Annotated in this window: 19 protein-coding genes; 7 read left to right on the top strand and 12 right to left on the bottom strand. The window is 66.6% G+C overall.

The window, feature by feature from the left end; genetic code table 11:
* Window positions 1–4: 4 nt before the first annotated feature.
* Window positions 5–1,582 carry a carboxylesterase family protein gene (locus ABZ942_RS36805; protein ID WP_357390419.1) on the top strand — a complete coding sequence of 526 codons (1,578 nt, stop codon included), beginning with the start codon at window positions 5–7 and terminating at the stop codon, window positions 1,580–1,582.
* 151 nt (window positions 1,583–1,733) lie between these two features.
* Here the strand turns inward: ABZ942_RS36805 and ABZ942_RS36800 are convergent, their stop codons facing one another.
* Together ABZ942_RS36800 and ABZ942_RS36795 are read right to left on the bottom strand one after the other, a co-directional pair.
* Window positions 1,734–3,269, bottom strand: coding sequence for an alpha/beta fold hydrolase (locus tag ABZ942_RS36800; protein ID WP_357390417.1), 1,536 nt, complete (start codon window positions 3,267–3,269; stop codon window positions 1,734–1,736).
* 359 nt (window positions 3,270–3,628) lie between these two features.
* Entirely contained in the window at window positions 3,629–4,036 is a 408-nt protein-coding gene (locus ABZ942_RS36795) for a MerR family transcriptional regulator (RefSeq protein ID WP_357390415.1), read from the bottom strand.
* Between the two features lie 50 nt (window positions 4,037–4,086).
* On the opposite strand from ABZ942_RS36795, the gene ABZ942_RS36790 reads away from it, so the two are divergent.
* Window positions 4,087–4,956 (top strand): NAD(P)-binding domain-containing protein, encoded by an 870-nt coding sequence (locus tag ABZ942_RS36790; protein WP_357390413.1) that lies wholly within the window; start codon window positions 4,087–4,089, stop codon window positions 4,954–4,956.
* A 99-nt stretch (window positions 4,957–5,055) separates the two neighbouring features.
* Here ABZ942_RS36790 and mdlC read toward each other — a convergent pair whose 3' ends face one another.
* Together mdlC and ABZ942_RS36780 are read right to left on the bottom strand one after the other, a co-directional pair.
* Complete coding sequence (gene mdlC / locus ABZ942_RS36785) at window positions 5,056–6,651, bottom strand: benzoylformate decarboxylase (RefSeq protein WP_357390411.1); 1,596 nt, start codon at window positions 6,649–6,651, stop codon at window positions 5,056–5,058.
* A 26-nt stretch (window positions 6,652–6,677) separates the two neighbouring features.
* Window positions 6,678–7,664, bottom strand: coding sequence for an ATP-binding cassette domain-containing protein (locus ABZ942_RS36780; RefSeq protein WP_357390409.1), 987 nt, complete (start codon window positions 7,662–7,664; stop codon window positions 6,678–6,680).
* A 351-nt stretch (window positions 7,665–8,015) separates the two neighbouring features.
* Here ABZ942_RS36780 and ABZ942_RS36775 point away from each other — a divergent pair, with 351 nt between their 5' ends.
* Complete coding sequence (locus ABZ942_RS36775) at window positions 8,016–9,023, top strand: alpha/beta hydrolase (protein WP_357390407.1); 1,008 nt, start codon at window positions 8,016–8,018, stop codon at window positions 9,021–9,023.
* A gap of 8 nt (window positions 9,024–9,031) precedes the next feature.
* On the opposite strand, the gene ABZ942_RS36770 is transcribed toward ABZ942_RS36775, so the two are convergent.
* The 5 genes from ABZ942_RS36770 to ABZ942_RS36750 form a co-directional block, all read right to left on the bottom strand.
* Entirely contained in the window at window positions 9,032–9,649 is a 618-nt protein-coding gene (locus tag ABZ942_RS36770; protein ID WP_357390406.1) for a DJ-1/PfpI family protein, read from the bottom strand.
* 103 nt (window positions 9,650–9,752) lie between these two features.
* Window positions 9,753–9,878, bottom strand: coding sequence for a hypothetical protein (locus ABZ942_RS36765; protein ID WP_357390404.1), 126 nt, complete (start codon window positions 9,876–9,878; stop codon window positions 9,753–9,755).
* Window positions 9,879–9,923: 45 nt separating this feature from the next.
* Complete coding sequence (locus ABZ942_RS36760) at window positions 9,924–11,894, bottom strand: cutinase family protein (protein ID WP_357390402.1); 1,971 nt, start codon at window positions 11,892–11,894, stop codon at window positions 9,924–9,926.
* Between the two features lie 209 nt (window positions 11,895–12,103).
* Entirely contained in the window at window positions 12,104–12,757 is a 654-nt protein-coding gene (locus tag ABZ942_RS36755) for a maleylpyruvate isomerase N-terminal domain-containing protein (RefSeq protein ID WP_357390400.1), read from the bottom strand.
* Window positions 12,758–12,857: 100 nt separating this feature from the next.
* Window positions 12,858–13,739, bottom strand: coding sequence for an SDR family NAD(P)-dependent oxidoreductase (locus ABZ942_RS36750; RefSeq protein ID WP_357390399.1), 882 nt, complete (start codon window positions 13,737–13,739; stop codon window positions 12,858–12,860).
* Window positions 13,740–14,208: 469 nt separating this feature from the next.
* Between ABZ942_RS36750 and ABZ942_RS36745 the strand changes: the two genes are divergently transcribed.
* Window positions 14,209–15,033, top strand: coding sequence for a hydrolase (locus ABZ942_RS36745; RefSeq protein ID WP_357390397.1), 825 nt, complete (start codon window positions 14,209–14,211; stop codon window positions 15,031–15,033).
* A gap of 28 nt (window positions 15,034–15,061) precedes the next feature.
* Here ABZ942_RS36745 and ABZ942_RS36740 read toward each other — a convergent pair whose 3' ends face one another.
* Entirely contained in the window at window positions 15,062–15,469 is a 408-nt protein-coding gene (locus ABZ942_RS36740) for a nuclear transport factor 2 family protein (protein ID WP_357390395.1), read from the bottom strand.
* 58 nt (window positions 15,470–15,527) lie between these two features.
* Between ABZ942_RS36740 and ABZ942_RS36735 the strand changes: the two genes are divergently transcribed.
* On the top strand, window positions 15,528–16,109 hold the full coding sequence (locus ABZ942_RS36735; protein ID WP_357390393.1) for a TetR/AcrR family transcriptional regulator: 582 nt from the start codon (window positions 15,528–15,530) through the stop codon (window positions 16,107–16,109).
* Here the strand turns inward: ABZ942_RS36735 and ABZ942_RS36730 are convergent.
* Both ABZ942_RS36730 and ABZ942_RS36725 read right to left on the bottom strand, forming a co-directional pair.
* Entirely contained in the window at window positions 16,096–16,590 is a 495-nt protein-coding gene (locus ABZ942_RS36730; RefSeq protein ID WP_357390391.1) for an SRPBCC domain-containing protein, read from the bottom strand. The genes ABZ942_RS36735 and ABZ942_RS36730 overlap by 14 nt on opposite strands.
* Before the next feature lie 149 nt (window positions 16,591–16,739).
* The gene (locus ABZ942_RS36725; RefSeq protein WP_357390389.1) at window positions 16,740–17,183 is read right to left on the bottom strand and encodes a hypothetical protein; all 444 of its coding nucleotides are present in this window, start codon (window positions 17,181–17,183) and stop codon (window positions 16,740–16,742) included.
* Window positions 17,184–17,482: 299 nt separating this feature from the next.
* Here ABZ942_RS36725 and ABZ942_RS36720 point away from each other — a divergent pair, with 299 nt between their 5' ends.
* On the top strand, window positions 17,483–18,691 hold the full coding sequence (locus ABZ942_RS36720) for a hypothetical protein (RefSeq protein ID WP_357390388.1): 1,209 nt from the start codon (window positions 17,483–17,485) through the stop codon (window positions 18,689–18,691).
* Between the two features lie 316 nt (window positions 18,692–19,007).
* A complete protein-coding gene (locus tag ABZ942_RS36715; protein WP_357390386.1) occupies window positions 19,008–24,458 on the top strand; it encodes a carboxyl transferase domain-containing protein in 5,451 nt (1,816 codons plus the stop codon).
* The last annotated feature ends 129 nt before the right edge of the window (window positions 24,459–24,587 follow it).

Genomic DNA, 24,587 nt, shown 5'->3' with positions numbered 1-24,587 from the left:
ACTCATGGGAGTTGTCGTCACGACCGCGGCCGGTGCCATCGAAGGTCGCAGGGACGGTGACCTTTTCGTCTTCAAAGGCATCCCCTACGCCGCCGCGCCGTCCGGGGCGCTCCGCATGCGGGCGCCTGTCCCGGTCGCCGGCTGGGATGGTGTTCGACCGGCCCTCGAATACAGTGTCGCGCCACCGCAATTGCCGTTGACACCTGGAACTCCGCAGTTGTGGCGACCCGCCGACGGACTCGACTGCCTGAGCGTGAACGTCTGGACACCGGGCGGCACCGGCGACCGGTTGCCCGTGATGGTGTGGATCCATGGTGGTGGCTGGAAGGCGGGCTCGTCCAGCGATCCGGCACACGACGGTGCGATTCTCGCTCGCGGCGGGGTCGTCCTGGTGACGTTCAATTATCGAGTCGGCTTCGAGGGCTTCGGTTTTGTCCCCGGCGCGCCCGCCAATCGCGGCTTCCTCGACCAGACCGCGGCACTGCGCTGGGTGCACGACAATATCGCCGTGTTCGGTGGCGACCCGGACAACGTGACGCTGTTCGGCGAATCGGGCGGCGGGCTGTCCATCGCCGCCCTGCTCACCGCGCCGGGCGCCCGCGGCCTGTTCCGGCGCGCCATCGTGCAGAGCCCCGCCGCACGCTTGCTCCCTGAGGACGAGGCCAGGCGGATCGCCGAAATCATCGCCGCCGCGCTAGGTGTCGAGCTCGCCGAGCTCGCGACACAAACACCCCTCGCGTTGCTGTCCGTGCAGGACGAACCGCTCGCCGCGATGGAGACCGACCCCGGCGCATGGACGACGCCCGAGGCGATCACCGCCTTCACCCCCGTCATCGACGGCATCACCGTCGTCGACAAGCCTTGGCTCGCACTAGGTTCGGGTGTCGCCCGCGACATCGACCTGATCTCAGGCTCGACCCATGACGAGTTCACCCTGTTCGCGTTGAGCCGCGGCCTACTCCAACCCAGCGCGTCGGCGATGATCAAAGGACTGCCGACCTTCGCGCGCATGACCGCCCGCGGTCTACGCCGTCACGGCCTGCCGCCGACGCCCCGTCGGAGTCGCCTGCGCACGGTCGATTTGTCCAGCACCGCAGCCCATCTCGGCCTGCCACCCGCCGCGCCCGCCGCCTACCGCGCGGCCTACCCGACGTCCACCGACGCCCAGCTCTACACCGTCATGTATTCCGACGCGATGTTCCGCATGCCCGCTATCTGGCTCGCCGAGGCGCACACCGCCGCGGGCGGCCGCAGCCACGTCTACGACTTCACTTGGGCCAGCCCAGCTCTCGGCGGCATCCTCGGCGCCTGCCACGTCGCCGACATCCCCGCCACCCTCGGCAACACCGACAGCCCATTGGCCTCCTTCGTCCTCGGCGGCCCCCGGCCCCCGGAAAGCCTGCTCCGCCTCTCCGAACAACTCCGCGCCTCCTGGATCTCCTTCGCCACCACCGGCGACCCCGGCTGGCCCGAATTCACCCCCGCCCAATCCCTCACCCGAATCTGGGACACCGAACCCACGGTCGCCGCAGACCCACTCGCCGCCTCCCGCCAGATCTGGCAGCAGGCTTCCGGCCGCTGACCACGTTCGCGTCAGCCCGCTGGCGGCACACGCCCACGCTGCCGCGCACGTTCCATGCCACCGCGCACGAAATCGTCAACTGATTCCTGCGCGGCGGGCAAACCCGCGCGCGGGTAGGCCGAACGCGTGTCGACGCGGCGTGAGGTGGGGATCAGGGGGCGGCTTCGACCTCTGTTTTGACCTGGTCGGCGGCCTCGCCCAGCAGCGGGATGGCTGCTTCTGGATCGGGGTTCTGCGGATCGGGTTGGGCGGGGACCGGCATCGGTGGGTCGGCGGTGGCGCATTCGACTGTGCCCGCGGGGAGTTTCGCGTCGAGTAGGTAGGAGTTGACGGCGTCGTTGACGCAGGCGTTCGCGGGGGTGGTGGCGTAGAGGCCGTGTGCGCCTTCGTTGTGTACCACGATCAGGACGCTGTCCAGGGTCTTGGCCATGGCTTGGCCGTCGACGAGGGAGGTCTGGGTGTCGCCGTCGGACTGAACCACCAGTCCCCGTGGGTATTTCGGCGCACCGACCTTGACCAACGGTTCGGCTTTGTCGGTGCGGAAGGAGCAGGCGTTCGGACTGAGCTGTCCGACGGTGTTGCCGTAGGGGAAGGTGTCGCGGGCCGAGCGCATGTCGCGGAAGTAGACCTCCATGTCGGTCGGCCAGTCCCAATCACACAGCACGGCAGCGTTTACCGCCTCCGACATGTCCTTGTCGTCGTCGCGTTCGGTGACCGCGTCGTCATCGAGGGCGTCGGCCGTTTGCACGGCGTGCTGGTTGCTCTTGTCCACGTCGGATCGGGGCGGCGCGCCATGCACCTCGTCGAGCACGTAGTGCATGCTCTTCGCGAAGGACGCCCAAGATTTGCGGTAGCGGGTGAATTCACCGACGGCTCCGTCGAAATCGTCTCGATTGTCGAATCCGCCGACGGGGTGTTTGATGATCGCCTCAGCGATGGTGTCGATGGACGCGCGCACCGCGTCCGGCTTCGCGCCTAGATGGAATACCGCGTCACGCTCGGCCGTCCAGGCGGCCCAGTCCTCGAAATTCTTCTTGGTTGCCGCCGCGTTGTTCACATCGCCGTCGCGCCAGCTGACCTTCGGATCCATCGACGAGTCCAGCACATTGCGGTTCAGGTGCTCGGGAAACATCTCTCCATAAACCGCGCCGAGCCAGGTGCCGTAGGAAACACCGAGATAGTTGATGACGGATTCGCCGAGTTGGCCGCGGATGTTGTCCATATCGCGGGCGGTATTCATCGTTGTCACGTAACGACGAAACCGGCCGCCGGTTTGCGCGCACGCCGCTTCTTTGGCTTTGGCCTGCTCGACGAGTTGGACGAGGTCGTTGTCGGTCGGGCGCGACTGCGAGGAAATCGGAAACCGGGTTTCGTCGACCGGTGCGCAGGCCGCCAAATTCGTCGACTTCCCCACGCCGCGCACGTCGATGCCGATGATGTCGTAGACCTGCCCGATCGGCTGTTCAGCGTATCCGATCGGCATCGCCAAACCCGCGCCGCCGGGGCCGCCGGGATTCGTGAACAGCACACCCAAACGTCGTTCCGGATCTTTGGCGGCGGCCCTGCTGATCGCGATATCGATCTGCCCGAGACTCGCATCGCGGTAATCCATCGGCACCCGCACCGTCGCGCACTCCAGGCCCGCGAGTTCGGCACCGTCACAGGCCGCCCATTGCACATTCGACACCGGACGCTCCTGCACGGTCGCCCTGTCATCCGGCCGAGATTGCGGGTCCGCCTTGCTACAGGCGGGCGCGAAGATCGCGACCGTGGTGAGTGCCGCGACCAATACCGCCAATGGCCAGGAATCAGCCGGCTGCGGACAATCCGCCGGTTGTCGCACAACCGGTTCGGCGCGTGCGATCGCACGTCGAGTGATAGCAGCGAAATTCCTGATTGCCATGATCGACTCTCCTGGTCTCAATGAATTAAGGCCACCCGAGCTATCAATTAGCAAACTACACAGGATTGTCGCTTTTCCATTGCCTAACACGAGAAACGAGCCGCAGACATTTGTGCACTCTGTCGGCCCAGCGCGCCGGCTACTCAGGCAGAGGCGGGCAGCGCGTCGGCATCATGCAGTGGTGGATAGCTCTCGCCGCCCGTTCGCTCGGCCGCATCGATGTACTCGGCGAGAACGTCACGGGATTGCGTGAGCTTGTCCAGCTGATCGTCCAGTCGCCGCAGCCGGGCCCGCAACGCGGCCACCAACTCCGGGCACCCCGGCAGCTCCGGGGCCTCGCCCACGGCGCACGGCAACAGGTACGCGATGTCCTCGGAGGACAGACCCGCGCCGAGCAGGTGCCGGATCTGCTTGACCCGCAGCACGGCGGACTCGTCGTACTCGCGGTAACCGTTCGCGCCGCGGTCCGCTGCCAGCAGGCCCTGAGCTTCGTAGTAGCGCAGCTGATGGGCGTTGACGCCCGTCCGACTACTCAGTTCCCCGATCAACATCGCAAACCTCACTTGACCTTCACACCGATATCAACGTTGATGATGCTGCCATGACCAACGAAACCGAAACATCCGTGACCGTCCTCGGACTCGGGCTGATGGGGCAGGCATTGGCCGGTGCGCTCCTGAAGGCCGGGCATCGCACCACCGTGTGGAACCGCACAGCCGCCAAGGCTGACCAGTTAGTGGCCGAGGGTGCCCGACTCGCGCCGACGATCGACGACGCGCTCGCGGCGAGCGCGCTGACGATCATCTGCCTCACCGACTACTCGGCCATGCACGATCTGCTCGACACGAGCGAGCTCGACGGCACGACCTTGCTCAACCTGACCTCAGGCGACTCGGCCCAAGCCAGGGAAGCTGCACGCTGGGCCGAGCAGCGCGGCGCTCGTTACCTGGACGGCGCGATCATGGCCATCCCGCCCGCGCTCGGGACCGCCGAGGCGGTAATTCTGCACAGCGGGCCGCAGTCGGACTTCGAGGCGCACGAGTCGACACTCGCCGCGCTCGGCACCGTCACCTACCTCGGCGCGGATCATGGGCTGGCGTCGCTGTACGACGTGGCCGGCCTGACCATGATGTGGAGCGTGCTGAACGCGTGGCTCCAGGGCGCCGCCATGCTCAAGACTGCCGGTATCGACGCCGCGACGTACGCGCCGTTCGCCAAGCAGATGGCGGCCGGGGTGGCCGAATGGCTACCCCGACAGGCCGAGCAGATCGACAGCGGCTCCTTCACCACCGAGGTGGCAGCGCTGGAAACCCACGTGCGGACGATGGAGCACCTGATCGAGGAGAGCGAGCGACTGGGCGTCAACGCCGAACTGCCGAGGCTGTTCAAGGCGATGGCCGACCGCTCGATCGCCGCCGGGCACGGTGGCGAACAGTATCCCGTACTGATCAAAGAGTTCAGCAAGCCCTAGTTACGCAGTTGGGCGGCAAGGTGATCGGCGAGCCGACCGAAGCAAACGTCGGCGGCTCAGGCCCGCTCGCGGGCACCTTGCCGTCCATCGGTCGTCGGATCAGGCGAAGATGTCGCTCGTTTCCGGCACGACGTCGACTTGAATCAACGAAGGCCCCGGAGCGGTGAACGAGTTCTTCAGTGCGGTGAGGAGCGCGTCGGGGTCCGCGACGGCGACCGCGGGGACGCCGTATCCCTGTGCCAGGGAGACGAAGTCGATTCCCGGCAGCGTGAGACCTGGCAGTTCTGGGGCACGCAGCCACGAGCCGAAATCGGCGAGGACCTGGTAAATGCCGTTGCGGACAATGACATAGGTGATGTCGAGGTGCTGTTGGGCCGCCGACCACAGGCCGGTGATGCTGTAGTTTGCCGACCCGTCGCCGATGAGCGCGACCACTCGCCTGCCCGGCTGCGCGAGCGCGACGCCGACCGCGGCGGGTAGTCCGTATCCCAATCCGCTTGCCGCGGCATAGAAGTAGCTGTTGGGCTGATTGATCGGCACGATGTCCCACCAGCAGCCCAAGGACGGCGCCTCGTATATCCAGGCTGCGTCGTCGGGTCGCAGCTGGGCGAGGACCAGCTTGAGTCGCGTATTGGTGAGTGCACTGCCAGGCTGTCCGACAGACGGCGAAAGTGGTTGGGGCATAGGGCGTTTACCAGAATCGACGAGGGTGACCAACCGAGCGAGCGCGTCGGCCGGGTCACCGACGATCGCATCGCCCACCGGGCTACGTGCCGCTTGATCCGGATCGGCTGTCACCGACACCAATTCGGTGCCTGGTTTCAAATATGGTCCCGGCGTCCAAGCGTGATACGGCAGCACCGCGCCGCCGATCCAGGCGATGAAATCGTAGGGTGCGAGTTGATCGTGGATCTGTTCGACGGAAAGGCCCAAAGTGCCTTGGTAGCAACGATGATCGGTAGGGAATCCGATCCGGGCGTATTCGAAACTGCCCAGCAGCACCGGCAGTGCGGCCTGTTCGGCCAGCGCGACTCCGGCATCCCACCCGCCGTACACATCGACGTCAGGACCGAGGACCAGTACTGGATTTCGAGCGGCGTTCAACCGATCAGCGAGCCGTTCGAGCACGGCAGCGGAGGCGACCGGCCGTCCTTGGACCGAGTGGGCGACCAGATACTGCTGGTTGTCGGAGTCGGCCGTTTCGTTCCAATCCGACAGTGGCACAGACACATAGACCGGCCCTGTCGGCGCTGAGGTAGCGCATGCGATGGCGCGGGCGAGCACCGCGGGCACCGACTGGGGCGACGGCGCTTCGAAACTCCATTTGACGTGTGGCTTAGGCAATGTCGTCGGATCGGGGTTGGCAAGCATGCCTTGCGAGGTGAGCAGCTCGCGGGACTGCTGGCCGCTCATCAGGACCAGGGGCGTGCCTGCCATATAGGAGTTGACCAGGTTGCCCATCGCCTGCCCGACACCAGCCGCCGAGTGCAGACTCACCAGCACCGGGCCGCCGGTGGCCTGTGCGTATCCGTCGGCCATGGCCAGTCCGGCGCCCTCGTGCAGCGCGAGAATGTAGCGGAAGTCCGGCGGGAAATCCTGCAGGAAGGGCAATTCGTTGGAGCCTGGATTACCGAAGAATGTGGTCATTCCGCGGGCACGCAGTACCTCGTAAGACGCTTCCCGCACTGTCGGCATGGCCGCTCCTCTGCGATAGCCCCCGGTCAATTGTCGTTTCGGTCGAGTGATTCGCGAATTGCCACCTGGGCCGGATGCGGGAGGGTGTGCATGATCTCGCGGACCCGTTCCTTGCGGCGCAGCACAGCCTGACGCACCGGCATGCCCGGTGTCGCCTGCATCTGCGGGGCGATGCCTTCGATCTCTTCGGCACCGCCGTGGTGGTGACCTGCGTCGAACATTGCTTGCTCGCGGGCCATTTGGGCTTCGTCCTTCTCCTCGGACATGCCGATCGGGCCCTGCATCCGGCCGTTGAGGAACTGCTTGACCACGGGCTCATCGGAAGTGAGCAGGACTTCGCGCGGGCCGAACATCACCAGCTGGCGACGGAACAGCATGCCGATATTGTCCGGCACGGTGCGCGCGAGGTTGATGTTGTGCGTGACGATCAGGATGGTGGCGTCGATCTGTGCGTTGATGTCGATCAGCAATTGGCTCAGGTAGGAGGTGCGGACCGGGTCGAGGCCGGAGTCGGGCTCGTCGACCAGGATGATCTGCGGGTCGAGTACCAATGCGCGCGCCAGGCCCGCCCGCTTGCGCATACCGCCGGAGATTTCGCCGGGGAGCTTGCCCTCGTCGCCCAGCAGGCCGGTCAGCTCCAGCTTTTCCATGACGATCTGCTTGATCTGCGACTCCGACTTCTTCGTGTGCTCCCGAAGCGGGAAGGCGACGTTGTCGTACAGGGTCATGGAACCGAACAGCGCGCCGTCCTGGAACAGCACGCCGAAGAGTTTACGGATCTCGTAGAGCTGCTTGTTGGAGCAGGTCGTGATATCGGTGTCGCCGACAAAGATCGAGCCGCGCTCGGGCCGCAGCAGCCCGATCAGCGACTTCAGAAAAACGGACTTACCGGTGCCCGACGGGCCCAGCAGCGCGCTCACCTCACCGTACGGCAGCGCAAGCGAGACATCCTGCCAAATCCGCTGCGAGCCAAATGATTTGGTGCATCCTTCGGCCCTGACCGCGACGCCCATGATCGACCTCCATAGATTCCCGACGAGAACCCACCGGCGCGGCCTGACCGCCTCCGCCATCTCGCGCTGGACCGTCGATCAACTGTAAACCGCGACGTACCGCGAAGGTCCCGATTCCGTGGACCGAGCCAAAGTTGGAATCCCGCACAATCGGAGTGTCCGACCAGTTGCGACGCCCGATTGGTCACATATAGCAGTCAAGTTCTCACCGCATTTACCGACTCGACGCATCATAGAAACTGGACGGTCGACCAAGTTTCGTTCACTGCATGCTGATCGATCGTCGATCACCTACAGCCGGGCCGACGGATGGGAACGGCCTGCGGCTCGCGGGTTGCGGAGGAGGGGCGTATGTCCTGGTTCGGATTTCGGCGCAGTGCCGCGGCTGTGCTCGCCGCCGGGTCGCTGCTCGCCGGTATGGCGTGCGCCGCGCCCGCCTCGGCCGACTCTTTCGATCCCGGCCCGGTCCCGCTGAGCCGATACGCGCCCGCCGGCGAGCACGAGGCGGTGAGTACGGCGGCGGTGTACCCATGCCAGGCGCTGTACGCCCTGTACGACGCCGTCGGCCACGCGCTCGGCAACCACTCGGCGATGACCTGCACGCGCGAATTCCCCGGCGGCCTGGACTCGCCCGTCGGCGTTGACTTCTACTACCCGAAGGACATCGCCACGATGACCCGGGTGCCGACGGTCATCTGGATTCCCGGATTCAGCTCCGAGCCAGGCAATTACGACGCCAGCGCCCGGCTGTGGGCCAGTAACGGTTTCGTCGTCGCGATGCCGCACGACCTGATCAATTCACTGGACGAACTCCCCCTCGCCGCCGCGGCGGCCCTGTCCACGGCCAACCGTGATCCGCGAAATGTGTTGCACGGCAAGCTCGATCTCGGCCGCACCGTGATCGGCGGCCACTCCGGCGGTGGCGGCGCCGCCATCAACGGCGCAGGCATCCCGCCGAACATCTACCAGCTGATCGATCCGGAATTCCGCGTCATCGGCGCCGTCCCCACCCAGCCGGGACCGGTCGCCGCCGCCTTCCTCGTCAACGTCCCCACCCTCTACCTCACCGGTTCCGCCGATTTCATCGTTCCGCACTTCCTACCGCGACTCGTCGAATACGAACTCGCCTTCAACGCTCCCGCAATCCTGGTGTGCCTCAAAGGCGTAACCCACTGGACCCCGTTCGACGACGCCGCCCACAACCCCACCGCGACCATCACCCTCGCCTGGCTCCGCTACCTCGTAGACGGCGACAAGACCGCCGCAAGCTACTTCACCGGCCCCGACTGGAAACTCCGCACCGACCCCGCGGTCGACTACGCGCTGCGCAACGTCCGCGCGGACAATCTCCCCGCTTAGCGGCAGCGTCAGGCCGAGACGGTAGCCTCGCGCAGATATGGCGTGATGTTCCGCATCGCGCGGGCCACGTACTCTTCCTTCTCCCCCACCGGCGCAACGTAATACAGCGCTTCTTCAGCCGCTTCGACGCTCTCCAGACGCGCGATCATCCAGGCGGCGAGGTAGGGAGAAGCGAGGCAGCCGCCCGCGGTGGCGATGTTGTCTTTGGCGAAGAGGGGTTGATTGAGGACGTCGACGCCCGCGGCTTGAACCCAGGGCTTGGTGGTGAGATCGGTACACGCGGGGACACCGTCGAGCAGCCCGAGCTTGGCCAAAACCAATGTGCCGGAACACTGTCCGGCGAGCAGCTGACGGGACGGATCGAGTTGCAGCCGCGCCATGAGCGCTCGGTCGGCGACGACTTCGCGAGTCCGGCTGCCGCTGCCGACGAGTACCGCATCGGCGGCATTGGCTTCCTCGAGGGTGGCCATCGACTCGATGACGACACCGTTCATCGAGCGGACGCGCTGGGTCGGACCGGCGATCGACACCCGCCAGTCCGGCTTCTTGATCCGATTGAGGACACCGAGGGCGATGAGGGAGTCGAGTTCGTTGTACCCCTCGAAGGTCAGGATGGCGATGTGCACGGCGCAGCCCTTTCGCAGTGGGTTTCCAGGCACTGTATTGACCGCCGACCAACACGATCAACAGAATTTCACGCCCGAACCGCGCACCTACCGCTCAGCCGCGTCAGCTGAAACCCGTTGCCCCCACGAAGTCGGCCTCGATCCCGCGCTCGGCCGCCTTCACCCGAGCGATCGCCAATGCCGTCTCCGCACTGGTCGGTTGCCGACCACCGAATGGATCGTCCGACACCGTCATCTCTTTCGAGCAGACTTCACAGTGGCACTGTCGACCGGGCTACTTGACGTATCCGATGCGCTGGTTCATCCAGTCGCCCAGCCACTGGACGGCGTTGCGGCCGGAGCCGTCGACGACCAGCGCTCCGTAGTTCGTGTGCGCGCCGGAGGCGACAAAGTTTGCGGCGCTGAGGCCGTCGACGACGAGGTTGACCAGGTTGACGTCGTGGAAGGGGGCCATGCGACCGAGCGGGGCGGTCAGGTCGCCGAGGTCGAGGTCCTGCTGGGCGACGGCGCGCGCCGGGGCCCGCTTGCCGAGTACCTGCGGCGCGGCCTGCTGCGGCTTGCCTGCGAACATGTCGGCCGCCGCCGCGGCCAGGTCGGCGCCGATCGGCAGCAGGCCGGACAGCGCGACGCCCGCGCCGACCAGATCGGGGGCCTGCCCGGCCGGCGGAACCACCTTCTGCAGTACCGACCACGCGACGTCTTGAATCCGACTGACGATATTGACCAAGCGAGGGATGTCGACGTTGGACAGGATCGAGGTCACCCGGGCCGCAACCTCGGTGTAGCCCTGCGAGTCCGGAATGATCGACAGGACCTGCGAAATCCATTTCAGGTCGACGCTGCCGCTGAGGTCGGCCAGCGGTTGCAGCTGGTTGTTCAGTTCACCGGCGATTTCGTTGGCGCCCCCGGCGTCCATCGCGACGACCTTCTGCGGCAGCAGCGTGAGATTGTCGAGTAGGCCTTGGAAGTCGAACGAGGTGACGTCGGCGGCGACGTCGAGCGCCTGGTCGACCATCACACTCGGCTTGAGCAGCGACAGGATTCTCGTTGCCGAGCCAAGGGTTTCGGGCGGGGTGGCGGCCAGTGGTGCGACCCGATTGCGAACGGCGTGGGCTTCGGCGCGCAGTGAGCGCGCTTTGGGCGAGCCCGCCGCCAGTGTGCCGACGCCGCGGTTCAGCAGTTTGGTCGCGGTATCGGCGATCGTGCTCACCGCCGATGCGGCACCCGACAGGTCCGATTCCCCTGCCGCGCTCAGCACCTCACCCGCGTTGTGCTCCGCGGTACCGTCCGGCGCGGCGATCAGGCGGGCCGTGGCAGCCGGGTTGGCCGCGCCGGAGTCGGCCAGATCGACGAGTGGGTTGAGGGTGTCCGACAGCTTGTTCGCGCTGTTGCGGACCCGGACCAGGTCGATGCCTGCGGGCGCCGCCAGGCCTGCGGTCAGACCGGCCACGTCGGCGGCCACACCTGGAAGATCGGTCTTCGAGAAATCCGAGGTCAGGGCCGCGGCCACCGGAAGGTTCGGGTCAGCCGGCGGCGCGCCGATGCTCATCGTCTTGCTCAGGATCGAACCCAATGCCCCCAGCAACGGGTTGACGCCCTTCTGAATCGAGCAGTACAGGTCCTTGGGGTCGCAGATCGAGGTGACCCGACCCGAGAGTTTGCCCATGCCCTGCGGCCGCGGATCGGCGATCCCGGTGCCCCTGGTACCGGGACCGACGACGACCTCGCCCTTGGTGCCCGCGCCCGGATCGGCGAGCAGGCCGACGGCCAGCACCCGGTCGGCGGGGACGGGGCCGCGATCGTTGCCGATGTCGGCGGCGAGATCGCCTGCGGCGTCGGCACCCTGACTGTAGCCGTTGATCGTGAATCTGGCGGTGGGGCAGCGTGTTCCGTAATCCCGCAACGCGGCGGTCGCGTTGGCCAGCGCGGTGTTCTTGCTGTCGGCGTAGGTGTAGCCGTTGTCGAACGCGCGGGCCATATAGGGCGTGAAATAGATTTCGGAGCGCGGCCCCTGCTGGCGTGCGATGGCATCCGCGATCGGCGCGAGCATGCCGACGGGTCGCGCGGGGTCGGCGTCCTCGTCGGTCTCCCAGGTGCCGGGAATGAACAGATTGAAAGTCGCTGCGCAACCGTTCGGCTCCGCCTGTGCGATGGCGGGCGCGGTGACAGCAGACGAACCGACGGCGACACCGACGGTCACCAGCGTGGTGACCACATACCGCTTGGACGAACGTATGACTGACACCTGTACCCTCACTGCCGAACTCGGTTGGCCGATCGCCGCGCGGACCGCGCATCACCGAGCCGTCCTCCGCCTCGAGGCGGCGGACTGCGCTCGCTTCGATTGGTCGATCCGGGACTACGGTAAATCAATTTCCCGAATCATGAACTCTCAGCAGTGCCGTACTTACATTCGTTAAGAAGCACTTTCAAATCGAATGCGGGCGACTCACGTTATCCGAGGACGAGAGGGAGTTTCGTTGTCAGCTCGCCTAATTCGGCTTGTTCGGCATCGGTCGGGATCCGGCGGCCGGTGCCGATCAGTAGGACATCCTTATCGGGCCACGACACCGGGAATGGGGACCCGGCGATCTTTTCGAGCATCTCGCGCGCACGAGACAGGGTTTCGGCGGGCGGTTCGGGGGCGTCGGGGAGGTAGGCGATCAGGTCGAGGTGGTGCAGGGTCCACTCCATGACGTATGCGCCGAGGTAGTCGGCCACGGTGAGTACATAGTCCTGGGTACTGACGCGGAGGTCGGGGTCCGCGAGTTCGGCGGCGCGACCTGCGGCGGAGCCGACGTCGTCGAGGTGGAACTTCAGCAGTTCCGGCTGCTCATAGGCGGCGGCCAGCCGGACGATGAGGGCGTCGAGCGGGTCGTCGCCGGTGGGTGTCTCGACGATTTTCCAATAGGTCACCGCGTCGCGGGTCGGCTCCTTGTCGGTGGGTGTCACCAGCGTGATGAGGACGTCCTGCGCGTCGATGATCAAGTGACACACCAGGTCCCGAACCAGCCAGCCGGTGCAGCCGGACGGCTGCGCGAAGTCCCGGTCCGGAAGTTCGTCGACGGCTGTGCGCAACGCTGTCCACGAGCTCGAGAAGAGTTCCACGGCAGCAAGTTAGCAGCGACCGGCCGCCGAGGCGACCGGATTCGCCGGTCCAGCGGTCGCGGCCGGCCGTCAGGTTGAAACACGACCGGCCGCAACCACTTCAGCGAGAATGCTGCACGCGGGCGATGGTCCGGTCCATGATCCACGCCATCACCCCGGGCGCGACGGCCGCGAGCCATTGCATCAGGCGACCGGACAGGGTGGGCACGACCGAGGCGCGGCCGCGAGCCGCACCGACCAGCAGCGCGTGCGCGACGGCAGCCGCGGTGATCGGCGCCGCGGAGCTCAATGCCCGCAGCTCCGGCGGTTTGGTCGCGGACTCGGCGGCCAGCTGCGGGGTGTCGACATCGGGCGGCATGACCACGGTGACCGTGACACCGTGCGGTTTGAGCTCTTGGCGCAGCACCGCACACAGCGTCCGCACGGCGGACTTACTGGGACTGTATGCGCTGTAACCGAAGCAGGGCAGCACGGCGGCCAGGGACGAGATGACCGTGACGCTGCCGCGCTCACCGGCACACAGATCCTGCACCGTCGATTGGATAACATGCAGCGCCCCAAAGTAATTCACCGACATGTGGCGAACGAAGTCGGTGTCGTTCAAATGCGCGAAGTAGCCGGGCTTGGCTATACCGGCACATGCGATCACCGCGCCGATTTCGCCGTGGCGGGCACGGGCTTCCGCCACGGCCGCATCGACCTGCGCCTTGTCGGTCACGTCGACGGCGAACACCGCGAGCCCTGGCACTGACTCCGCGAAGGACGAAAGGCGTTCCAGTGCACTGTCTTCGAGCGCGAGAACACTGACCCGCGCACCCACCGACAACGCCGACTCGGTCACCGCAAGCCCGATACCGCTGCTCCCGCCGGTGATCACGACATGGCGACCGCTCCAGTAGCGCGCCACATCGGCGGGCAGGGAGATTCCGGCGTCCGGAGCCGAAACACGCTCGCGGCCGGTCAGATAGAGGTTCTGCGACACGGGGCACTTCCTTCCGTCACGATCACCCGGCGGCCACCGGGTGTCTCGTTCAGGTTGCGCGGCCCCGGTCAGAGCAATGCCAAGCCGATCGCAAAACCGCGTAAGAATCCGCACCTGCGGCACTCATCGCAGATTCTTACCTCCCTTTGCCACAACCCCACCACTTCTTTTACCTCGAGCGCTGACGATATCGACTACCACGCCGTGGAAAACTCCGAAACCCATTGGGAGAACCGACATGCCTCCGTTTCTGCAATTCATTCTGTTGCTCAACCTCCTCAACCAGCTGACAAATGGCTTCGTCAGCGGCGCCCCGATACCAGGCGGCCAAGCCATCTGACGCCTCAGATGTCACCCGCTGCGAATCGCGGCGTCGAACTGTGCCGATCGCCCGGAGGGTATCGCCGGGCGGTTCGACTGTGGCGGGGATTCCGGGACGTGTAGAAACGGAGTGGGTGTACTCGGCAGGATGAGAGTGGATATGTGGAAGATCTGTCAGACGTGCGCGGTGGAGCACGAGGCGGGGGCGGAGGTTTGCCGCATCTGCGCCGATGAGCGGCAGTGGGTGCCTGCTGCGGGGCAGCAGTGGACGACGCTCGAGAAGCTCGCCGCGGCGGGGCACCAGGTGGTGGTGCGGGAGTTGGAGCCGGACATGTTCGGTGTGACGGTCGAGCCGGAGGTGGGGATCGGGCAGGAGTCGCATTTGGTGCGGACACCTGCGGGGAATGTGCTGTGGGACTTGACCGGTTACGTCGATGAGGATGCGGCGCGTCGGGTGCTGGAACTCGGTGAGGTCGTCGCTATCGTGCCGAGTCATCCGCATCATTACGGCGTGCAGGTGGAGTGGAGCCGGGCACTCGGCGGTGTGCCGGTGTACGTGGCCGAATCCGATCTGCAGTGGATCGCCCGGCCGGATCCGGTGATTCGGCCGTGGTCGGGGCGGCTCGAGCCGGTCCCGGGTATTACCGTGCGCCAGTTGGGCGGGCACTTCCAGGGCAGCGGGGTACTGCATTGGGCGGCAGGTGCCGAGGGCCGCGGTGTGCTGTTCAGTGCGGACACCATTCACGCCAATCCGGATCGTAAAACGGTCGCCTTCATGCGTAGCTATCCCAACCGGATCCCACTGTCACCCGCGGTAGTGGAACGCGTCACGAAGACCGCCGAGGAGTTCGAATTCGACCGCCTCTACGACAATTTCGGCAAGATCATCGACGGTGACGCGCGCGCCGCCATCCGACGCTCGGCCGAGCGGCACATCGGCTGGGTGCGTGGCGATTTCGATCACCTGACCTGAGATCCGAACTCCGCCACCCGTGTTCGCGTCAGCGGGTGGCGGAGTCGGGGGTGAAACCCCAGCGTGCGGTGTCGGTGATCTGCACGAGGTGCGAAATCTGTTCGCCGCGAGTGGTGATGACGTGCGCGAAGGCGGCGTCGACCTCGGTGTCGCCGCTGCGCGCCGGACCCCAGTAGCGGCCGAGTACGACGACGCGATCGGGGCCGACGGCGAGGTATTCGCTGGGGTCGACGTGGATGTCGTAGACCTTGCCGAGCACACCCCACATTCGATGAATCATGTCGTCCGGACCGTGGTGCAGTCCGGCGACGCCATGCGGCATGCCCATACTGATCTCGCCGACGAAGTCGTCGGTCAGCAAGGCTTTGAGGCCGTCGATATCGACCTTGGCAAGTGTGGTGTAGAGCTGTTCGGCGGTTTCTGTCGCTGTGTTCACGATTCCTCCCGGCTAGTATTAGAGAGACGTCTCCAATACTAGCTGTAAGATTGCTGATATGCCACGGCCTGCGATATACGACACCGATCTGCTGCTGGATACCGCGACTCGGATCGTCGCGACGACAGGCGTGAGCGGCTTGTCCGTCAAAGCAGTTGTCCGTGCGTCGGGCGCACCGAGCGGATCGGTGTATCACCGCTTCCCCACCGGCGCGGCACTCAGCGGGGCGCTCTGGATCCGCACACTCGAACGGTTCCACGCCGGTTTGCTACCGCTGCTGGCCGCCGACGATCCGGTCGAGGCCTGCGTCGACGCGGCGCGATACGTACTCACCTGGTCGCGCGACCACCCCGACGAGGCGCACGTCCTACTCGCAGGCCCCGCCGCCTATACCCCGGACCGCTGGACCTCCGACCAAACCACCCGCAACGCCGAACTCGACGCGGCGTTGCGTGACGCCGTCACCACCGTCGCTCGACGACTCGAACCGGCCGAACACACCACCGACAAGGCGATCATCGCCGTGATCGATCTCCCCTATGCCATAGTCCGGCGCTACCTCGGCACGAACAGCGAGATCCCTTGCCACATGGAAGAACTCGTCGCCAACTCCGCCCGCGCGATAGTCACTCCCCCGTGACGACACCCTCCGCGACTTCCTTCGGCGGAATACTGACCTTCTCGGCGTCCAACAGTCCATTGATGTGATCAGCGAGCCAGATGACCGCAGCTTCGGACGCCTCTGCCACGCGATCGGTGAACGACACCGGGGTGTTGGCAACTCCGTGCGCACGATCAGGGTTGATCCACTGCTCACGACTGAAGAGAGTCTCCCCGCCACGTTCCTCGAAGGTGTATCGCAAGGTGGCGTCGTGCCCGCGGTCATACAGCATCACCCGCCGGGGGCGCTCGTATTCGCGCACCTCCCAATAGAGGTGAAAGTCGACCCCGTCGGTGACGCCGTGCTCGTATACGGCATCGCCCAACCGGAAGGGCCGTTCGGTCACGCCGCCCACCGAACGCGTGTACGGGTGCCACTGCGGCCAGAACCTCGCCTGGGTGATCAGGTCGAAAACAGCCTCGATGGGGCCGTGCAGGAGAACCTCGAACCTTTCACGCACGACGACCTCCTGAATCGGGGCAATGCCCAAAACTCGGCCTCGCTCAGCGGTCCGTTCAGGACACGCTGGATACGGTTCGGATATTCAACCACGCGTAACCGTCGGCGCAGGGTGACGCCGGACACTCGCACCGGTGTCGCGCGGGGCGGCTATTTCCCGTCCTTACGCTGCCCGATTTCTTTCGTCAGCGCGATAACGTCGGTCAGCAATTTGGGCGACTCGTTGCATTCGTCGGTGGTGACGCGCTTGCTGGTGCCGTCGCGATAGGTGACGGTCACTGTGTAGAAGTACGAATCCCGGCAGTCGTTGGGTCCGGTGTAGGCGTCGGTCAGCGTCCGGAACTCCGGGCTGCCGACCATGTCGAACAAGCTGCCGCGACGCTGGTTCTCGACCTTGTCGTCGACGGTATAGAGCTGGTCGACGCCGGCGAAGCCGCCGGTCTGGTTCACCTCGACGCTCGTTGCCTGCGGATCGCTTGGCCTGGCCTGGGTTTCGCCTGAGCCGCCGCACGCGGCCGATGCGAGCAGCAGCGCGACCACGGCGGAAAGCAACAGCGGCTGCGCGAGGCCACGGCGGAACCGAGATTCGCTCATAGCCGCACAGTATCGCGGTGGGGACGTCGAGACAATGCCGGTGCTCCCCAGTTGAATCCGGCGAAATCGAATCGACCATTCCCGACATCCGAAACAGACAAAGGCCAATTCAACACTGCCAGTGGGCGACAGCATGATGGGCACAGTTTCTAGGGGCTTGCATGGTCGTGGCCGACCCAGGAAGTCTTGACGGGGGGCTGGGCGATAGTGCGAGCCAGGAAACGAATTGCCCGTGCTGTGAACGCAATCCAATCGTGGGATATCCACCGCAGTAGTCGACAGCAGAAGGTTGGTGCCGTGTGTCCAGGCTTCGTCATTTCCTCACCGCCGTCACCGGCGCAGTAGTCCTGTTGGGCGGGGCGACCGCCTGTGCCCGCGCAGACGCCCCGCCCGCCCCGGACCGTGGCACGGTGGTGAGTGCCATTCCGGTCGCGCAGCTGTCGGCCGAGGACTTGGCGAACTACTTCGCCTCCGGCAAGCTCGACACCCCGGTACACAACGGAGTAGACGCATATCGCGTCGACTACCGCACCATCACACCGACGGGTGAACCGACCACCGCAAGCGGGCTGGTCGTCTTGCCGCGCACCGAATCACCACGGCTACGCCTGGTCACCTTCGAGCACGGCACCCTCGTACTCAAGACCGATGCACCGTCGCGCAACAGCATGACCCGCCCCGACCAGGCCCGCACACTCATGTTCGCGGCGGTCGGATATGCGGCGATCGCGCCCGACTATCTCGGCCTCGGCGACGGCCCCGGAACCCACCCCTACACGCACGGCCCATCCGAGGTGAGCGCCTCGGCCGACCTGCTGGCCGCAGCCAAAGACGTAGCAGCCCAACAGCATCGAGAGCTCGAGCGGGACGTGCTCGTCACCGGCTTCTCCCAGGGCGGCCACGCGGCGACAGCATTCGGCAAAGCGCTCCAGGCGGGTGCGGTGCCCGGATTCGGCCTCGCCGCACTGGCGCCGATCAGCGGCCCCTACGACGTGCAGCACGTCGAGACGCCCGCCGGACTCGACGGCCGGGTCGCCCCGGCGTCGGCGGTGTTCTACTTCGCGTACTGGGTCACCAGCATGAACCGGATCTACCACCTCTACGACAACCCGGCCGAAGCCTTCCAGGAGCCCTACGCCGACAAGGTCGACGGCCTCTTTGACGGCGAGCACAACGAAACCGCGATCGGCGCCGCCCTGCCCGCCACCCCGGATCAACTGCTGACGCCGCAGTTCATCGCCCTGGCGCAAAATCCGACCGGCGCAGTCCTGAAGGCAATGACGGACAGCGACGGCACCTGCGACTGGACCCCGCGCGTCCCGGTCCACCTCTACGCCGCCACCGGCGACCGCAACGTGGCCTTCGCCAACGCCGAACACTGCCTGCAGGCCCTGCACAGCGACAACGCCACCCTGCAGGACCTCGGCAATATCGACCACAACGGCACCGCCAAAACCGCGCTGCCGCAGATCCTCACCTGGTTCCAGCAACAAGTGCCCGCCAGCTGAGGACCTGCGGACCGCGAGATCATCGCGCGCCGGACCTATGTCCGGTTCCACCATCGAAGGAAGCGGATCCGCAACCGAGGGCAGATACTGTTTGTACCCAATGTGATTCATCGACGCGACCCGCCCGATTCCGGACGCCGACCCGTCGGGCGAACCACATCCCGGACCCGCCGACCCCGGCTTCTTGCACGCTACGGGCCGGTAACACCCGTTCGCTGTGCACATATTTGGATTAGAGGTGCACACTACGCGGGACCGTGAGTTGTAACCTTTCGCCCGTTGCTCGGGCCAGCTCTGGAGAGGAAGGAGTCGGCGAGTGTTCAGCCGCATCGCCATCGTGAACCGGGGAGAGGCCGCAATGCGCCTCATCCACGCCGTCCGAGATTTGGCCGCGGCAACCGCGCGTCCGATCGAAACCGTCGCTCTGTACACCGACGTCGACCGGAACGCGACGTTCGTCCGCGAGGCCGATATCGCCTATGACCTCGGACCCGCATCCGCGCGGCCGTACCTCGACCTGAAGGCGCTGGAGCAGGCGCTGATCGCGACCGGCGCCGACGCGGCGTGGGTCGGCTGGGGTTTCGTCGCGGAAGACCCGGCGTTCGCGGAACTGTGTGAACAGATCGGTGTCACCTTCATCGGCCCGAGCCCGGATGCCATGCGCAAGCTCGGCGACAAGATCGGCGCCAAGCTGATCGCCGAAGAGGTCGGCGTGCCGGTCGCGCCGTGGAGCCGCGGCGCGGTGGAGACGGTGGAAGCCGCCATGACCGCCGCAGCCGAGATCGGCTACCCGCTGATGCTCAAGGCGACCGCCGGTGGTGGCGGGCGCGGTATCCGCGTGGTCACCAACGACGAAGACCTCGTCGACGCCTACGAGCGCACCCGGCAAGAGGCCGCGCGCGCGTTCGGCAGTGGCGTGGTGTTCCTGGAACGACTGGTCACCGGCGCCCGGCACGTCGAGGTACAGGTGATCGCGGACGGCCAGGGCACCGCGTGGGCGCTCGGCGTGCGCGACTGCTCGGTGCAGCGGCGCAACCAGAAGGTCATCGAGGAGTCGGCGTCGCCGGTGCTGAGCACCGAGCAGGCGGCCGAGCTCAAGGCCTCGGCCGAGCGGCTGGCCATCGCGGTCGAATACCGTGGCGCGGCGACCGTCGAGTTCCTCTACCACCCCGGCGACCAGCTGTTCGCGTTCCTCGAGGTGAACACCCGCCTGCAGGTCGAGCACCCGATCACCGAGTACACCACCGGTTTCGACCTCGTCCGGGCACAGCTGCACGTGGCTTCCGGCGGCCGGCTCGAGGGCGATATGCCCATCGAGCGCGGGCACGCCATCGAGGCCCGCCTCAACGCCGAAGATCCGGACCGCGACTTCGCACCCGCCCCCGGCCGCATCGCGCGGCTGAATCTGCCTGCGGGCCCTGGCATCCGGGTCGACACCGGCGTCAGCGAGGGCGATACCATCCCGGCCGACTTCGACTCGATGATCGCCAAGATCATCGCCTACGGCAGCGACCGCGAGCAGGCGCTCGGCCGGCTGCGCCGCGCTGTCGCGCAGACCAGGGTGATCATCGAGGGCGGCGCGACCAACAAGAGCTTCGTGCTCGACCTGCTCAACCAGCCCGAGGTGATCGACGGCAGCGCCGACACCGGCTGGATCGACCGCGTCCGCGGTGAAGGCAGGCTCGTCTCGCACCGGCACTCCGCCATCGCGCTGGCCGCGGCCGCCATCGACGCCTACGAAGAAGACGAGCGGGCCGAGCAGCATCGGCTGCTGTCCACGGCGTCCGGCGGACGACCGCAGGTGCAGCACGAGAGCGGTCGACCGCTCGACCTGAAGCTGCGCGGCGCGAGCTACCGCGTGCGCGTCGCGCGGATCGGTGCGCACCGGTTCCGCATCGGCATCGAGGCGAGTGGCGACATCCGCACCGCCGACGTCGATCTGGAGCGTTTCGACCGGCACACCGGGCAGATCATGGTCAACGGCACCCGCTACCGCCTGACCACCGGCACCCACGGACCGGTGCACCTCGTCGATGTCGACGGCGTGACCCATCGGATCAGCCGGGACGAGGGCGGCGTCGTCCGCTCCCCCGCGCCCGCGCTGGTGGTCGCGACGCCGCTCGAGGTCGGCGCCGAGGTCGAGGCGGGCGCGCCGGTCCTCGTGCTGGAGAGCATGAAGATGGAAACCGTGCTGCGCGCGCCGTTCAAGGCCCGGGTCAAGGAATGCGCCGTATCCGTCGGCACCCAGGTCGAGACCGGTGCACCGCTGATGTGGCTCGAGCCGCTCGGCGATGCGGACGAAGCCGAGGCCGAGGCCGTCGGGACCGTCGAGCTGGACCTGCCCGTCGGTCCCGCGCAGGTGCAACCGCACGAACGCACCACCCGCGGCCAGGAAGACCTGCGCAGCCTGTTGCTCGGTTACGACGTCGACCCGCACGACGACAGTCGCGTGCTCAGCGACTACCTCACCGCGCGCCGGGCCGCCCTCGCGGACGGTCGCCGGCCGCTGGCCGAGGAACTCGAGCTCATGCAGGTGTTCGCCGATCTCGCCGAGCTGAGCCACAATCGCTCGTCGGACGAGGACGGCAGCCAGAGCCACGTGCACAGCGCGCGTGAGTACTTCCACACCTACCTGCAGAGCCTCGACGTCGAGCGGGCCGGGCTGCCGGAGTCGTTCCAGGCCAAGCTCGCCAACGCGCTCGGCCACTACGGCGTCACCGAGCTGGAACGTTCGCCCGAGCTCGAAGCCGCGGTCTTCCGCATCTTCCTCGCGCAGCAGCGTCCGTCCGACACCGTCACTGTCATCACCACGCTGCTGCGTGAGTGGCTGCAGGAGCCGATGCCGGATCGCGCGTTGCGCGAGCCGGTCGGTCTCGCGTTGGAGCGGTTGGTGGCGGCGACGCAGATTCGCGTCCCCGTGATCGCCGACCTCGCGCGCGGTCTGGTGTACGCCTGGTACGGCCAGCCGTTGCTGCGGCGCAACCGTGCCCGGGTGTACACCAACATCCGTAAGCACCTGCGCCACTTGGACGCCCAGCCGGAGTCGGCCGATCGCGCCGAGCGCATCTCCGACATGGTGCGCAGCACCGAGCCGCTGGTGCGGCTGCTCGGTCAGCGGCTGGTGCGGGGCAACCAGGACAACACGGTGATGCTGGAGGTGCTGACCCGCCGGTACTACGGCAACAAGGGTCTGGCCGGTGTGCGGACCCACGAGGTCGGCGGCTGCACCTTCGTGATCGCCGAGCGGCGCGGTCTGAGCCTGGTCTCCACGGCGGTGCGCTTCGACGCGCTCGACACCGCGTTGCGCGGGCTCAAGGAACTCGCCAGCGGTGCCGCGTCCATCGACGCCGACATCTACCTCAGCTGGGAGAAGCAGCCCGCGGACTTCGACGCGATGGCAGCGGAGCTGCACGAGGTCCTCGGTGCCTACACGTTGCCGAGCCAGGTGCACCGGATCACCGTCGCGGTCGCCGGTAGCGGCGGCGCGGTGATGCACCACCACTTCACCTTCCGTCCGTCGGCCACCGGCATGGTCGAGGAGCGACTGATCCGCGGCCTGCACCCGTACATCGCCCAGCGGATGCAGATGCAGCGGCTGCGCAAGTTCGACCTCACCCGGCTGCCGTCCTCCGACGACGAAGAGGTGTACCTGTTCCGCTGCGTCGCGAAGGAGAACCCGGCGGACGAACGCCTCATCGCGTTCGCGCAGGTACGCGACCTGGCCGCGCTGCGTGAGCAGGACGGCAGGCTGCTCGCGCTGCCGACCGCCGAGATCGCCATCGCGACCTGTCTCGACTCGATCCGCCGGGCGCAGTCGCTGCGGCCGTCGGCCAATCGGTTCAACACCAACCGCATCGTGATGTACATCTGGCCGCCGATCGACGTCACCCCGGCCGAGCTGGAAACGGTTGTCCGGCATGTGCGTCCGACCACCGCGGGCGCCGGGCTGGAGGAGATCCTGCTCATCGCCCGCCAGCGCGATCCGAAGACGGGCGAGCTCACCAAGGTGGCGCTGCGCATCGGCTTCGACTCCACCGAGGTGACCGTCGGCGAACGCTCCGAAGAGGTGGTCGAGCCGCTCGACGAGTACCGGCAGAAGGTGCTGCGCGCCAGCAGCCGCGGCACCGTGTACCCGTACGAGCTGACCGGTCAGCTCGGCGACTTCACCGAATACGACCTCGACACGAACCACGTGCTGGTGCCGGTCGATCGGCCCAAGGGACGCAACACCGCGGCGATCGTGGCGGGCGTGGTCAGCACGCCGACCGCGCAGTATCCCGAGGGTGTCACCCGAGTGATCTTGCTCGGCGATCCGACGAAATCGCTTGGCGCACTGTCGGAACCGGAATGCCGCCGGATCATCGCGGCCTTGGATCTGGCCGAGCAGATGCGGGTGCCGCTGGAGTGGTACGCGCTGTCCTCCGGCGCTCGGATCTCGATGGAGTCCGGCACCGAGAACATGGACTGGGTGGCGGCCGCGCTCAAGCGGATCGTCGAATTCACCCAGGACGGCAGCGAAATCAACATCGTGGTCGCGGGCATCAACGTCGGCGCGCAGCCGTACTGGAACGCCGAAGCGACGATGCTCATGCACACCAAGGGCATCCTGGTGATGACGCCGGACTCCGCGATGGTGCTCACCGGCAAGCAGGCGCTGGACTTCTCCGGTGGTGTCTCGGCCGAGGACAACTTCGGTATCGGCGGCTACGACCGGGTGATGGGCCCGAACGGCCAGGCGCAGTACTGGGCGCCGGATCTGGCCGCGGCGCGTGACGTGCTGATGTCGCACTACGACCACACCTACATCGCACCCGGCGAGCAGGGGCCGCGCCGGTCGCAGTCGAGCGATCCCATCGATCGCGACGTCTCCGACTTCCCGCATGCGCTGGCGGACAGCGACTTCCGGACCGTCGGCGAGATCTTCTCGGCCGCCGCCAACCCGGATCGCAAGAAGCCCTTCGACATTCGGTCCGTCATGCGGGCCGTCTCCGACCAGGACCACCCGGTGCTGGAGCGCTGGGCCGGCATGGCCGACGCCGAGACGGCCGTGGTGCAGGACGCGCACCTCGGCGGTATCCCGGTGTGCCTGCTCGGTATCGAGTCGCGGGGCGTGCCGCGGCGCGGGTTCCCGTCCACCGACGGGCCGGACACCTACACCGCGGGCACGCTGTTCCCGCAGTCGTCGAAGAAGGCCGCGCGGGCGATCAACGGGGCCAGCGGCAATCGGCCGCTGGTCGTGCTCGCCAACCTGTCCGGCTTCGACGGTTCACCGGAATCGATGAAGAAGCTGCAGCTGGAGTACGGCGCCGAGATCGGCCGTGCGATCGTGAACTTCCAAGGGCCCATTGTGTTCTGCGTGATCTCGCGGTATCACGGTGGCGCGTTCGTGGTGTTCTCGAAGCAGCTGAACCCGAATATGACCGTGCTCGCGCTGGAAGGTTCGTTCGCCTCCGTACTCGGTGGCGCGCCGGCCGCCGCGGTGGTGTTCGCGGGTGACGTCAACCGGCGTACCGCGGCCGATGCGCGGGTGCGGGACCTGGCGGCGCGGGCCGCGAACGCGTCCGGCACCGACCGGGCGACGCTGACCGCCGAGCTCGACGAGACTCGGTCGTCGGTTCGCACGGAGAAGCTCAGCGAGGTCGCCGCGGAATTCGACAAGGTGCACAACATCCACCGTGCGGTCGAGGTCGGTTCGGTCGACGCGGTGATCAGCGCCGCAGAGCTGCGGCCGCGGATCATCGAGGCGATCGAGGCGCGATTGCCCTGATGATCGTTTGAGTTCGTCGGCAACGGCGGGTCCGGCCTTCGGGTCAGACCCGCCGTTGCCGTTGTATGCGACGAAGCTCTCGGTGCTTTGCAGGGCGATGCGGACTACCGTCGAATTCAGCGAGAATCG

Origin of the sequence: Nocardia sp. NPDC046473, from assembly GCF_040645995.1 — a bacterium.
GTDB lineage: Bacteria > Actinomycetota > Actinomycetes > Mycobacteriales > Mycobacteriaceae > Nocardia.
The sequence above is the reverse complement of the archived record's forward strand: the minus strand, read 5'-3'. Positions and strand labels throughout refer to the sequence as shown.